The 13,203-nt window shown below is 55.8% G+C and carries 9 protein-coding genes; 8 read left to right on the top strand and 1 reads right to left on the bottom strand.

The window, feature by feature from the left end:
* The first annotated feature begins 14 nt into the window (after positions 1 to 14).
* Together Fuma_RS08605 and Fuma_RS08600 are read left to right on the top strand one after the other, a co-directional pair.
* On the top strand, positions 15 to 812 hold the full coding sequence (locus tag Fuma_RS08605; protein ID WP_077023769.1) for an ABC transporter permease: 798 nt from the start codon (positions 15 to 17) through the stop codon (positions 810 to 812).
* Positions 802 to 1,965 (top strand): methyltransferase, encoded by a 1,164-nt coding sequence (locus Fuma_RS08600; RefSeq protein WP_077023768.1) that lies wholly within the window; start codon positions 802 to 804, stop codon positions 1,963 to 1,965. The genes Fuma_RS08605 and Fuma_RS08600 overlap by 11 nt, the downstream gene beginning before the upstream one ends.
* A gap of 195 nt (positions 1,966 to 2,160) precedes the next feature.
* Here the strand turns inward: Fuma_RS08600 and Fuma_RS08595 are convergent, their stop codons facing one another.
* Positions 2,161 to 3,168 (bottom strand): DUF1571 domain-containing protein, encoded by a 1,008-nt coding sequence (locus Fuma_RS08595; RefSeq protein ID WP_158520914.1) that lies wholly within the window; start codon positions 3,166 to 3,168, stop codon positions 2,161 to 2,163.
* 1,104 nt (positions 3,169 to 4,272) lie between these two features.
* Between Fuma_RS08595 and Fuma_RS08580 the strand changes: the two genes are divergently transcribed.
* From Fuma_RS08580 to Fuma_RS08550, 6 genes are all read left to right on the top strand, one after another.
* The gene (locus tag Fuma_RS08580) at positions 4,273 to 5,829 is read left to right on the top strand and encodes a glycosyl hydrolase family 28-related protein (protein WP_158520913.1); all 1,557 of its coding nucleotides are present in this window, start codon (positions 4,273 to 4,275) and stop codon (positions 5,827 to 5,829) included.
* Positions 5,826 to 8,240, top strand: a complete 2,415-nt coding sequence (locus tag Fuma_RS08575) for an exo-rhamnogalacturonan lyase family protein (RefSeq protein WP_077023763.1) — start codon at positions 5,826 to 5,828, stop codon at positions 8,238 to 8,240. Before Fuma_RS08580 ends, Fuma_RS08575 begins: the two co-directional genes overlap by 4 nt.
* Before the next feature lie 157 nt (positions 8,241 to 8,397).
* On the top strand, positions 8,398 to 9,312 hold the full coding sequence (locus Fuma_RS08570) for a mechanosensitive ion channel family protein (RefSeq protein ID WP_083731905.1): 915 nt from the start codon (positions 8,398 to 8,400) through the stop codon (positions 9,310 to 9,312).
* 1,026 nt (positions 9,313 to 10,338) lie between these two features.
* Positions 10,339 to 11,268 carry a DUF1559 domain-containing protein gene (locus tag Fuma_RS08560; RefSeq protein ID WP_077023761.1) on the top strand — a complete coding sequence of 310 codons (930 nt, stop codon included), beginning with the start codon at positions 10,339 to 10,341 and terminating at the stop codon, positions 11,266 to 11,268.
* A gap of 38 nt (positions 11,269 to 11,306) precedes the next feature.
* Positions 11,307 to 11,756, top strand: a complete 450-nt coding sequence (locus tag Fuma_RS08555; protein ID WP_077023760.1) for a hypothetical protein — start codon at positions 11,307 to 11,309, stop codon at positions 11,754 to 11,756.
* Between the two features lie 350 nt (positions 11,757 to 12,106).
* Positions 12,107 to 13,198 (top strand): leucine-rich repeat domain-containing protein, encoded by a 1,092-nt coding sequence (locus tag Fuma_RS08550; RefSeq protein ID WP_145944058.1) that lies wholly within the window; start codon positions 12,107 to 12,109, stop codon positions 13,196 to 13,198.
* Positions 13,199 to 13,203: the final 5 nt, after the last annotated feature.

Here is a 13,203-nt window from a genome sequence, read left to right as displayed (position 1 = left end):
GACCATTCTCAGTCATGACGTTCGCCGCCGAGGTAATACCGCTCGAACGACTGGCCCTCGCGCTGATTCCTGTTGTTGTCGTCCTGCTGATCCTGAACCATTGGGCGGTCGGGACCAAGACGTCGCTGATGGCGATCGCTCGTATGCTGCTGCAGTTGCTGCTGCTGGGTTTTGTGCTGGAATCGATCTTCGAAGCAGACAGTTCGCTGATCGTCATCGCGGTACTTGCCGTGATGCTGACAGCGGCCAGTTGGATCTCATTGCGAGTCGTCGTCAAACAGCGGACTGAATTGCTCGGCAAAGCGATGCTCGCCATTTTAGTTGGCGGCGGCGTAACGTTGGTGGTGATTACTCAAGGCGTGCTGCAGCCAACGCCGTGGTACGAGCCCAATCTGGTCATTCCGCTGGCCGGCATGATCTTTTCCAACTGCATGAATGCCGTCAGCCTGGCGGTAGAACGGTTTCAGTCGGAAATCGGGCGCGGCACCGATAGAATCGTCTCACGGCAGACGGCCCTGGAAGCGGCGTTGATTCCGATCACGAACTCGCTGTTCGCCGTAGGGCTGGTGTCGATCCCTGGCATGATGACAGGGCAAGTACTGGCCGGAGTTTCGCCAGTCATCGCGGCTCGCTACCAGATTATGGTGATGTGCATGATGTTTGGATCGACGGGCATGTCTGTCGCCATTTTTCTGCACTTGATCCGCGACCTGAAACCCGCCGGCGACGGCGATGATGCCTTGAAGAATCCTGAAACACCTGAAATCAATCCGTCTTCTTGGACACCTTGGACACCTCCCAGTGAAAAGTGAACGCCGCAGTCGTAAATCGAAACCTTCCAAACGCCGCCGCACTGGTGGCGGCGGGGCGACAGACGGGCGCAAACCGGCCGGTCTGCCGCGAGGTGTAGCCGATCGATTGATTCTCGCTCAGGCAGATAAGATTCTGCCGGGCAACGTGTTGATGATCCTGACCACCGGTACCGCTTTAGGCAAACACCTGATCCGCGAGCGGCCTGAAGTTATCTGGAAAATTTTCACGTGCGAACACTTCTACTTAACCGCCATCGTGAACGCTTTGTCCGACGATGACGATGTGGCGGCCGATTCTGACGTCGAATTGTTTTGCACGCCCGATTTGCCCCCCGGCGAATTCGACACCGTCGTGTTTCCTACCGATTCGAAAAGTTCGGCAGAACTCACCCGCGACCTGCTGCAAGCGGCCGCCAATCAGTTGAAGCCCGGCGGCCGGCTGATTGTTTCGTCGAACAACCCGAAAGATCACTGGCTGCACCAACATTTGAAGGACACAATCGGACGCACCACAGTCGTGAAGGATAAGCACGGCGTGTGCTATATTTCGCGGCAAAGTGACCAGCAGAACAAGCAGAAGTGCTTTCGCAATGAGTTCGCATTCCGCGACGGTGAGCGATTAATTCGTTGCGTGTCGCGGCCCGGCGTGTTTTCGCACCGCCGAGTCGACGCCGGCGCGCGGGCGTTGATCCGTTCACTGGATCTGGTCGCCGAATACCCGAAGTTTCGCAAAAAGCCCGTGCGGAAAATTGTGGAAATGGGGAGCGGCTGCGGGAGCGTGTCCACCGCTGCGGCACTCCGGTTTCCTGATGCGAGCGTACTCGCCGTCGACAGCCATGCGCGTGCCGTCCAGGCGACTCAGGAAACTGCCGCGTTAAACGACGCGACCAATGTGTCGGCCATGCTTACGTCGAATGGCGTTGTGCCGGACGCCGGGCAGCACGATGTGTTTTTGTGCAACCCGCCGTATTACTCGGACTTCCGAATCTCTGAACTGTTTCTCCAGTCGGCCGCCGAAACTCTGCGTCCCGGCGGTTTGGTCCATGTCGTGACGAAGCGTCTGGATTGGCACGAAAACCGCATGATTGAACTCTTCGCCAACGCGACCCCTCACAAGTTTGGCCAATACGACGTGATCGTTTCGCGGCGATAGCCCTTGGACCGGACGGTTGGCAGGCACGTGGCACGTGCGGCTCGCGTTCTTAGGACTGCGAGCCGATGAACCGACTGGTCGGTCCAAAATCCCGTAGCTGACCGATGGAACGCGAGGCAGCTTGCAGTCTCAACGAAAAAAGCCCGGCTTTGTGATGAGCCGGGCTTCTGTTTTGCTTAGATTTTCAACTGCCGGTTACATTCGGTAGCGAGGGTTCTCGCGGCTGAAGTCGCGGCTGGCCAGTTTGGTGCTGGTGTTCAGGTTCGTGAATGAATAGTTCTCAATCAGCGTCTGTTTATCCAGTTCTTCTTCCGACAGGCCTTCTGCATCTTTGGCCCAGGTAAAGTTTCGCATCATCACGGGGATGTGATAGCGAGCATCGACCATCATGATGCTCTTGCGATACATCTTGCAGTATTCCGGGCTGTCATACTTCAGCAGGAACGTGTAGCACTTTCTCTGGTCGAATTCCTGATCCGCGAGTCGCACGCAGGTTACGCCGTGGCCGCGTTTGAGGTCTCGTTCTCGGTAAGCCAGGATTTGGCGAATCATTCCCAGGATACCGGCTTCCGTCACTGGATAGCGAGATTCTGCCATGGCATTGGCACAGTTGGGATCAACTTTCAACGCGGGCAGAATCTTTTTGAACCCGCCGAATTTTACAACCATGCAGCCGTCGTCGTATTCTTCGCTGTACAGAACCTGACGACCGCGATCACCTGTGCGCCACTTCATATAAACTGCAAAGTGCGGCGTGTGTTGAACCTTCATGTCGATCGCTTGAGGCGCCTGCATGTCGCCGTTGATGCGTTCTTCTTTATGAAATTGAATCGTGTAGTCGCTCATGTTCTCCATAAAGCGAGCACCGTCCTGCAGCATTAGCGTACAGAACTTCAGTGTGTCCATGCTGTCCAGTACGCCGCCTTCGGTTGCCGCAATCGGCTGAGCTGGTTGCGCGACGGCAGAAGAATCTGCGTCTGCGTCGACCGTGGCGGAGTCCAGGATGGTAGATGCTTCCGGAGGCAGTGGAACCTGGCTCTCCTGGATAAATGTATTCAGCGTGTTCGTGCGAGCAACGGACACGTCTTCGCCGGCGGGAACCGAATCGAAACTGCAATAGAGAACTCCAACACTAAACGCAGTGGCACAGGCGGCCACAAAGTTGCGTCGGCCTGATGAGTTCCTGTGGCTGGATTTCAGCATAAAGTAATCACCTCTTGCAAAAGGTTCGGCCGCGCCAGAGAGACTGGTGAGACGTGGTCGCGCCGAACGGGATGGGAGTCGAGACGAGGAGATCTCATTGAATACGATCCGTTGTTGATTCCTCGTGCCACCGGATTCCGTCCCGGTAAGAGTGTGCCGTCTGAGTGCTGTGATGCCGAAAAGAATTGGCAAGAAACCGATCTTCTTTGAAGGCCGTGTTCTCGAGCGAAGCCTGATGCCGATTTCGGAAAGATGGCACCTTTCGCAGGTCGTTCCATCCATACGGGCTTCGCAGGGTATGAGACAGGATTCTCAACACCGCAGCATTGAGTTTGATCGTCAGCCACGGCAGTCATCAAACGTCTGTTTGTCCCAGACTGCCAAGGATTGACTAAGACAGGTGTCCGGCCTTGTCAAAAGAAGCCTCAGTCGCAGATTCGGAGTCCGTGAAAGAATCTCCGGCGTTTCAGCAGTCTGCCTAACCGGTACAGCTTCACTGGGCACCGATCGCGGTACTCTCAGTGCTTTCCCCCGAATGGCTTTGACCTCACAAAAATTCGTACTGCTACGCGGCGATCATGCTTTTGGGGCGAATGAATTTGGAGTCGGCGATGTGCTGCGTGGTGAAGTCACGAGTCCTCCATAAGGAAGTGTCCTCACGCCGCGCGGCGACCGGTTACCACAGTCAGCTGACCGAATCAGGAGTGAACGCTTACGCGAATTCGCGCGTTTGCACGGAGTCACTGGAACGCGGTCGGCGAAGTTCAAAGCTTGCTCCGCAGCGTTGATAATGGACTGCAGCGTGTTTTTCGCGTATTATCAGGCCACGCGAAACCACGCGTCCCACCTTCCTGTATACCCACCATCAGCATTCCTGCTGCCACTTTTGCTTTCCCCCTCGCAGAGAACTGCCATGCGCGCTCATCAGATGCTGCGGGACGAAAAATTGACTCGAAAGCTTCCCGTGACAATTTCACATCGTGCCACGTAACTGTCCGAGCCGTCCGATACCGACGGCTACTTCCCTGTTCAAATTCCCGTCGCATGATCGGAAGCCTCTACGTTTCGCAGCGTTTCTGGCAGCAACTTCTGAGGAGTTATCACTTGTTTCGAATTCGTTTCGCCATGTCTCATGCGGCCAATATTTCGGCTGCGACCGCCCTTTGTTTGATGGCGGTCCTCGTCAACGCTGCGTCTGCGGCGGAGCCCCTGATCTCGGAACTGTGGGGACGTGCGGGTGAAAAATGGACGGCCGAAAGTCGCCTGCCCGATTTTTCCTGGGCGGGGTACCACCAGGGCAAGAAGCCCCTACCGGCACTCAACCCCGATTGTTCCGTCAAAGATTTCGGTGCGGCGGGCGACGGCAAGACAGACGACACCAAAGCGTTTCAGAAAGCCATCGCACAGTCGGCCGGTAAGACGATTCTGGTGCCGCCGGGAACCTACGTGATCACCGACTTTCTAACGTTCGACACAACCGGCACGTCGTTAAAGGGAGCGGGTAGTCGGCAGTCCGTCCTCAAATTCCCTAAACCATTAAACGAAGTGAAACCCAATTGGGGAGCGACCACGGGGGGAGCTCGGACGAGCAACTATTCATGGTCGGGCGGATTCATAACCATCAGCGGTTCAACACCGGACAAAACTTTGGCAAGCGTGACCGCGGACGCCAAGCGTGGTGCACTATCACTTAGCGTGTCTGACGTGAGCGGTCTGCAGGTCGGTGACGAGTTCCGCTTGCAGATGGCCGACACCAAACAGCAAACGCTGGCTCGCTACCTGTATGCCGATGATCCCGGTCCAATCGAAAAACTCGGCAGCCGAACTCGCGTGTCCTTCATCGCTCGCATCGTCAACATCGACGAGGCCGCAAGACGGATTGACTTTGATCGGCCGCTGCGGACGGACGTTCGTCGCGAGTGGAAGCCGAGAATTTCATCGGCGGCAAGCACGGTCGAAGAGGTTGGCATCGAAGATCTCGGTTTTGAATTTCCCGAAGAACCGTACAAAGGCCACTTTACTGAACTGGGCTACAACGCGATGGCGTTTAGCGGCGTTCGCAATTGTTGGGCTCGCAACCTGTGGATTCACAACTCGGACAGCGGCATTTTTGTCCGAGGCGCGAATGTGACGTTAAGCGGTATCGAATTCGACTCAGAACGCGCTCCGGAACGCAGCCGCAAAGTGACCGGTCACCATGGAATCACTCTCAGCGGCCAGGACAACCTGCTAACGGGCTTCGAATTTCGAACGCATTTCATGCACGACATCACCGTCACTCACGGTTCGGCGGGCAACGTCGCTGCCGATGGTAGCGGAGTCGATCTCTGCTTCGATCACCATCGTTACGCAAACCACGCGAACCTGTCTACGGACATTGATTTAGGTGAAGGGACGCGCATGTTTCAATCGGGCGGCGGCTCAGCACTGGGCCGTCATTCTGGCGCGTGGGAAACGTTCTGGAACATCCGCTCACGCCAACCGCAGACCTGGCCGAAAGGCTGGGGGCCGGACCTGATGAACATGGTCGGAGTGTCGTCCAGCGCAGCTGCCATCACGGACGTTAAGGGTCGATGGTTCGAGCCTCTGAAAAATCGCCAGCTTAAACCTGCCAACCTTTACCAGGCACAGCTCACCAAACGAAAAGAATCCACACCATGATGTCGCTTCGCAACAGCGTTACTACCGTCGCCATCCTGCTGACTGCCGCGTCCGTAGTTCAGGCAGGAACCGTTCCGATAACGGTTGAAGAACCAAGTGGCGTTGATCGTCAAAGTTGGCCCGTGACTTCGGGCATCCCATTCGCACAGGGAAGTCTCACGGAGGCCGATCAGGTCGTGCTCACGACCGATGCCGGTCAGAAGCTGCCTCTGCAAACAGAAACTCTGGCCACGTGGCCGGACGGTTCGATCCGTTGGTTGCTGCTCGACTTTCAAATCGACCTCAAAGCGAAGCAGCGCCGAACTCTGGAACTTCGTTTCGGGACGGGCGTAACGTCAACTGCAGTGCCCGATCCGGTTTCCATCCGGCAGGAAGACGATGGCAGCGTGCTGATCAATACCGGACCGCTCGAACTGCGTCCCGGCGGGAATCATGCCAGCCTGCTCGGACGCGTCAGTTTGGATCGGAACAACGACCGACGTGTCTCACAGGACGAGCTGTTGCTGCACGACAAGAATTCGGGCGTGCTGCTGATGGATGGTCTGGGAAATGAATTTCGCCTCGGCGCGCCGGAGAGCACCGTGATTGAAGCGTCCGGCCCGCTGCGTGCCAGCGTCCGGTTTGAAGGGAAGCATGTGTCGGACGACGGTTCACTGTTTCGTTATGTTGTCCGGCTGCACGCCTACCGTGACAAGCCTTGGGTGCGCTGTAGCTATACGTTCATTAATGATCACCAGGCGTCTTTGATGACGTCGATAAAGAAGCTCGAAGTGTACGTCGACCAACCGAGCGGCCGCCGTTCTGGTTCTCGCAGTGGCTGGAGTGTTCTCGACGCAAAAACACAACCTGCCGCAGCGGCGAATGGTGAGAATCGATTGTTTCAATCCGATGAACGCCACTATGAGCACAACGGGCAGCCGGCGGGTGAACGGGCTCCCGGCTGGATTGCCAGCGGCGACGATGAAGCGGGCGTGGCGATTGGACTGCGTGAACTGTGGCAAAACTGGCCCAAAAGTCTGACGGTCAACGCCACGTCGCAGAGTATTGGCCTCTGCCCGGAACTGCCCGCTAAACTTTACGCCAACAAGCCGCTGGAAGAAGAGAACAAACTTTTCTACCACATTCGCGATGGGCAACACACGTTCAAGGTGGGACTGGCAAAGACTCACGAAATGTGGTTTCGGTTTCTTTCGGGACGTGATGATCCAAAGTCGCTCGCAGACTTCTACACAGCCGCCGAAGACCCACTGTTGGCGACATGCGACCCGGAGTATGCGTGCAGCACGAACGCCGCCGGTCGCTTACTGCCAGCCGATCCGGCCAAATTCTTTGGCTATGACGCGTGGTTGGATCACGCGATTGACGCTCATCTCGCTCGTCGCGACAAAGTGCGCGAGTACGGCATGTTGAACTACGGCGACTGGTTTGGAGAACGGCGAGTCAACTGGGGGAACCTCGAATACGACCTGGCTCACGGCCTGTTTTTACAATATTTGCGGAGCGGCGACCGACGCTACTTCTCCCGCGCCGAGCAGGCAGCTCGACATCACATCGACGTCGACGTGGTCCACGCAACGAATCCGCATCTGAACAATCCGTGGGGAGCACCGCCGCAGGGCGGAGAAATCTGGCTCCACTGCCTGAACCATACCGGCGGCTACTACGAAGATGCTCCACTGCCGGTCAGCAAAACCTATCAGATGGGACACAGCACAAACTTCGGGCACGTGTGGCTGTCCGGGGATTTGGACTACTACCACTTAACCGGTGACCGGCGAGGCCGCGAAGTGGCGCTGCAGATGGCCGACGCGATGGTTCGGCACATGCCGACGAAATATGGCGACCATATTCGAGCGATCGGCTGGCCAATGATTATGGTGTTGCATGCTTACGAAGCCACTGGCGACAAGAAGTACCTCGAGGCTGCCACGAAAAACTGGCAGGTGATGAAACGCGAAATCGACTGGGACCGAGGCTGGGTGGTTCGGCTCGCCAAAGGCCATTGTCTGCATGAAGACGACGACGAACGTTGCGAAGGGAATGTGCCGTTTATGGAGGGGATGACGCTGTGTGCCCTGTCGCGGTATCATCGTCTGACTGGCGATCCCGAGGTGCTGAAGGCAATCACGGCGGGCATTGACCAAATGATTCGCGAGTGCTGGCAGGAAGACGTCATGACGTTCCGCTATACGGCGTGCCCACTGTCGTCGAAGGCTCCGTACCCGCTGTTCATGCTGTCTGTTGAGGCTCTGGCGTATGAAGGAACCCTCACCGGTAACACAGAACATCTACGCGTTCTTCGCGAAGGGTTTCGAGCCGCAGTCCCGCGCGAGGCTAATCACGAATTCGGCAAAGGGGCTGCTCAGATGATTCACTTCGCACCGCACGGGATGAGTGCGCTGGGAAAGTAGCGATATCTCGGACCACTTTGGCTGCGGCACGTTGATCTTTCAACAAAAACGCCTCGCCGATAACCTACCCCCTGCGCAACTGCGCAGGTTTTGAACGATCGATTGCGGGCCAGACAAAGCAATTCACCTACAGTCAGAACACCAGGAGTAGCCAAGGATGGTCCCCTTTCAGGAAGAATCGGCAGAGACTCAGCAGCAGTTTGAAAGCGTCGCAACGAAGGCCGGCGAAGACGTTAAGAATGCCCTTGATGGGCTGAAACGAGGCGACTTCGAACAAGCCTGGCCACTGATTCAGCAGTACGCATTGCCCGCCATTCAGATTATTCTGTTGGTCATCGTTGCCTACATGGTCGCGAAGTTTGTCTCGCGGATCGTTAGTACGCCGATACGAAGACGAGTTGACGAGACGCTGGGCAAGTTCGTCGGCAAGGTGGCCTACTACGGCATCATGATCAGCGTGTTGGTCTCAGTGATGGGCCGATTCGGGTTTCAGGTCACAAGTTTTGCCGCGATCCTTGCCGCTGCCGGTTTCGCCATCGGAATGGCATTCCAGGGCACACTCGGCAACTTCGCCTCTGGGATCATGCTGCTCGTGTTCCGTCCATTCAAAGTGGGCGACGTTGTTAACGCCGCAGGCGTAACGGCCAAGGTAAATGAGATCGATTTGTTCACAACCATCTTCGATACGCCGGACAACCGCCGCATCATTGTTCCGAATTCTTCGATCACAGCTGGCACCATCGAAAACATTTCACACCACCAGGAACGCCGCGTCGACGTCGCGGTGGGCTGCGACTACGGCGCCGACCTGCGCGAAACTCGCGAAGTGCTGAACAGTGCAGCCGAATCGCTGCAGGACAAAATGGTCGAAGGCGACGGGCGAGGTTATCAGGTCGTTTTGGGTGGGCTCGGCGATTCCGCCGTCAACTGGACGGTCCGCTTCTGGACAACCGCAGACGAATTCTGGGGCGTCAAAGAGGAACTCACCGAGGCCGTCAAAAACCGATTGGACCAAGCCGGAATCGGAATCCCATTCCCCCAGATGGACATCCACGTCAACAACGTTGGTTAGAGTCCATATTTTGGCCGCCTTAACGCAGTTCCGCGGGAGGCGCGTTTAGTCGCGTCTTCCGTCTTTCTGCGTAATGGAGGCGTCAAGCGTTGCAGCACACGTCTTGTCCCGCTCCGACACTGATTTGTTCGACCGCACCCGCTCACAGTCGACTGTGCGTGAGGACCAGTCACGGCGTAGCGCTCACGGTAACTAACGCTGGCGCCGCAGCCACTTAGTCCAAAAGCTGTGGCCGCCGAATACCTCACCCAATGCCTACTGGCAGCCAATGCAGCACGCGCCGCTGCTACGGCACTCACATGCGCCGAAGGGTATTGTGCAGTCCGTGGGCTCGCCAAGCGAACGCCAATTCAGAACGCGTGTTCGTCGCGCACGCGTTCTGCGCGAACCTGAGACCGGATCGCACCTACGGCATGAAACAGTCGACTGCGGGTAGATTTCAGTTGTCTAACCTGAGTGCGTACGTGGTGATCGCGGCAGCAACTAAGGCCTGCGAGATGCTACACAATTCCGCAGACGACGTTGGCAGTTCAACTCGGTAGGCGGTATTGATTACACAGTATTCCGCTGGCGGAAAGCCAATACTTTGCTGAGCACTTGCTGGTCGTGCTTTGGTTTGCGCTGAGAAGTCACCATCCCGCGTGCATTTCCTGGGTGTGCATATCGCATGCGGAGATCCATGGCCTAATTGCCTAAGGTCCAGGAATGCGGGCAATACTGCTGGAAATTGATGCAATTGCCGAGTCGGGCACCTGGTGATGGTCCAGTCTTGCATTCCAGAATACCTGTTATTTAACCGCTGCGCAGTGCATTGCGATTCCGGCGAGCAAATCTGTGCTTAGCTGTTCTTCGTTTTTGGCACACTACGTGCAGAAGCTGCCGGTCAGGGTTTGCACAGGCACGATATTGCTTAGAAATGTCGAGTGCGGTTTTCACACTTTGTTGCTTTGTAAGGGCAGGCCTTGCGGCTTGCAGTCGGACTGCAAACGCCAGAGTTCTTTTTGTATTCGTCAATGGAGATTTAGAATGAAAAGTCGTTCCAAGCGTGGTTTCACATTAATCGAACTGCTCGTGGTGATTGCTATCATCGCGATCCTGATTGCCTTGCTGTTGCCAGCCGTGCAACAAGCTCGAGAAGCCGCACGGCGCACCCAGTGCAAGAATAATTTGAAGCAGTGGGGGCTGGCGCTCCATAACTATCACGATGTTGCCGGCCAGTTTCCTCCTTCGTGCATTAACCCCGGTAGCAATCGATCGGACGAATTTGTTCCTGCCGGCATGGTTCGCAATACGACTGGCTACTTGCTTCTATTGCCTTACATGGATCAGGCACCGCTTTACAGCCAGATCGACTTCAGTCTGCCGACAGGAAAAGAAGACTGGAAAGGCGTTGGTGGAGGCGGAACGCAAGATGTTCTCAATGGAGTCGTGATTCCGATTCAGTATTGCCCGAGCGATCCCATCTATGACAGCCCTCACTCAACCACCAGCACTGGTATTTATGCGTCGACGGAGTTCACACGCGTGAACTATGGATTCGTCCATGAGACGAGCGAGTACGACGACAATGCTGGCAGGCTTTGGTCGGCAAATTCCAGCGCTAATCGGTCTGCGTTCGGTATCAACCGCTCGGCTCGCATCGCTGACATCAAGGATGGAACCTCGAACACGATGTTGTTGATCGAGACGCCGCAGCAAAAAGCCAGTACCAGCTATGGCCCGTTCCTTCAGGCCTTCACGCACACTCACTTCATTTGCACGTACAACAGGCGTATCAACGAAACGTATGGCGGTAACCCATATCCGTATGCCTGGGGTGCAGGAAGCAAGCATACAGGAGGCTGTCAGACGTTGTTGGGGGACGGCAGCGTGCGATTTCTCAGTGAGAACATAGATCGATCACTGCTGCGAGCACTGGAGTCAATCCGTGGCGGAGAAGTTATCGGTGAATTCTAATTTTCAAATTTGTCAGAAATAGAGGGACTTGTGACACGATGAATAAATGGTATTTCATTGCAGTGCTGGCAGTTGGCGTGACCGGATGCAGTGGTAGTCCGGATGGGCCTGAAATGGCGCCAATCTCAGGCACTGTGATGCTGGACGGAAAGCCACTCGTTGGTGCTGAGGTCTTTTTCGTGGCCAATGGTTTCGAAGGCTTCGGAAAGACCAAAGAAAGCGGTCAGTATTCTCTGGTAAGAGGAGCTCCGGTTGGCGAATGTAAAGTCTATATCTCTAAGCTACCCGAAGCCAAGGTGGGGGCCAGTGGTTTACCTGCCGCCATTGCTGATGATCCTGAGCAGATGGCTGCCATGGGACAGGCCATTGCTTCTAGCGGTAGAGGTGTTAAGCCGCTACTGCCGCCTGAATTTAGCGACCCGGAGAAGACGAAGCTTTCGTTCAGTGTGCCGAGTGGTGGCTCCACTGACGCGAACTTTGATTTGTAGACACCGTTAATTTGAAATTTGCAATCCGGCTGCACAGCTTGGCGTTCTCGCCAAGCTGTGTCGCGTTACAGCGTGTTCCGCTGACATGTGGCCGCGGAACAAGCGTTTCGTACTATGGATGCTGTTTGCCACGAGCCCGAACTGTCCACGACACAAGGTAAACTGCTCTAGCGACTGCAAATTCGATGAGTGGCCACGCAATGTCGACGTTCGTCAAACCTTTGAAGCCTTTCTGGAACACAGTGGCGAGCTTACAAGTCACTGTCCCTCCGTTGTGACACGCGACACATGTCTGCCCTTGTGAAAATGTTTCCCCCACGCTTTCCCCGACCAGTTAACAGGGTTCTTCTATGTCGCACCAGCGTTACTTGTCACGAACTGAATCTGTCCAGCGGGCGATCATGCTGATCTTCGTCCTGGCGATTGGAAGCATGGGGTGTAGTTCCACGGATTCCGAGCCCACATCCGTTGGCGAAAAGTCTGTGCGGCTTAGAAAGGATGACAGCGGCAAGGTAATCGAAGTCAGTTTTGTAGGAGCACAGGCGTCGGATGCAGACATGAAGGTTCTTTCTGAACACAGAGATTTGCAATCCGTGACGTTTATGGAGTGCTCTGAAATCACGGATGCGGGATTTGAGTCGCTGAAGGAGCTGACCGGTCTAGCCAACCTTAGCATGACCAAGACTTTAGTCGGCGACGCTGGACTGGCCGCGCTTTCGAAAGTGGACACCAACAAGTTGACCTCAATCGCACTCACCAGCCTGCCCCTCACCGACAAAGGCATCACAGCGTTATCCGCTGCCTCAAACTGTGAGCATCTGGAGTTCTTTGGGTTGCCAATCACTGACGAAAGTCTGCAGCCGATCTCTGCCCTGACAAAGTTGCAGCACCTGGCCGTACAGGAATGCAGCAACATTACCGGGAGCGGGTTTGCTCATTTGCAGTCGCTTCCTGCACTAACGGAACTGCATCTTGCCGGCACCATGCTAACCGATGAGGGAATGCAGGAGCTGGCACAATTGCCGCACCTGGAAAGCGTGGTGCTGGATCCGGAAAACATTACCGACGGCGGTTTGTCTCATGTATCGCAGTTGGCAACGCTGAAGCGGTTTGAATGCGTTGGCCGCCCAATCAGCGACGCTGGCCTGGAACACATGGCAGCTCTATCGGCGCTCGAAATGCTGAAAATCGGGGAATGCCCGGGGATCACGGACGGCGGGCTGAAGTCTCTCGGGGAAATCAAGACGCTGACTGAACTGGCAGTGGTTGCGTGCCCGGGAATCACAGATGCCGGTTTGGTTCATCTCGAGCCGCTAAGCAAATTGAAGGTGCTGCGGTTGATGGACACGCGCGTCACAGAAGCTGGCGTGCGTGAGCTGAAAACGAAATTGCCGGAATGCACCATCCACTATGGCATCACCCCGAATGGCAAGAGCCTGTAGGCAAT

It is taken from the genome of Fuerstiella marisgermanici, from assembly GCF_001983935.1.
Lineage (GTDB): Bacteria > Planctomycetota > Planctomycetia > Planctomycetales > Planctomycetaceae > Fuerstiella > Fuerstiella marisgermanici.
The sequence above is the reverse complement of the archived record's forward strand: the minus strand, read 5'-3'. Positions and strand labels throughout refer to the sequence as shown.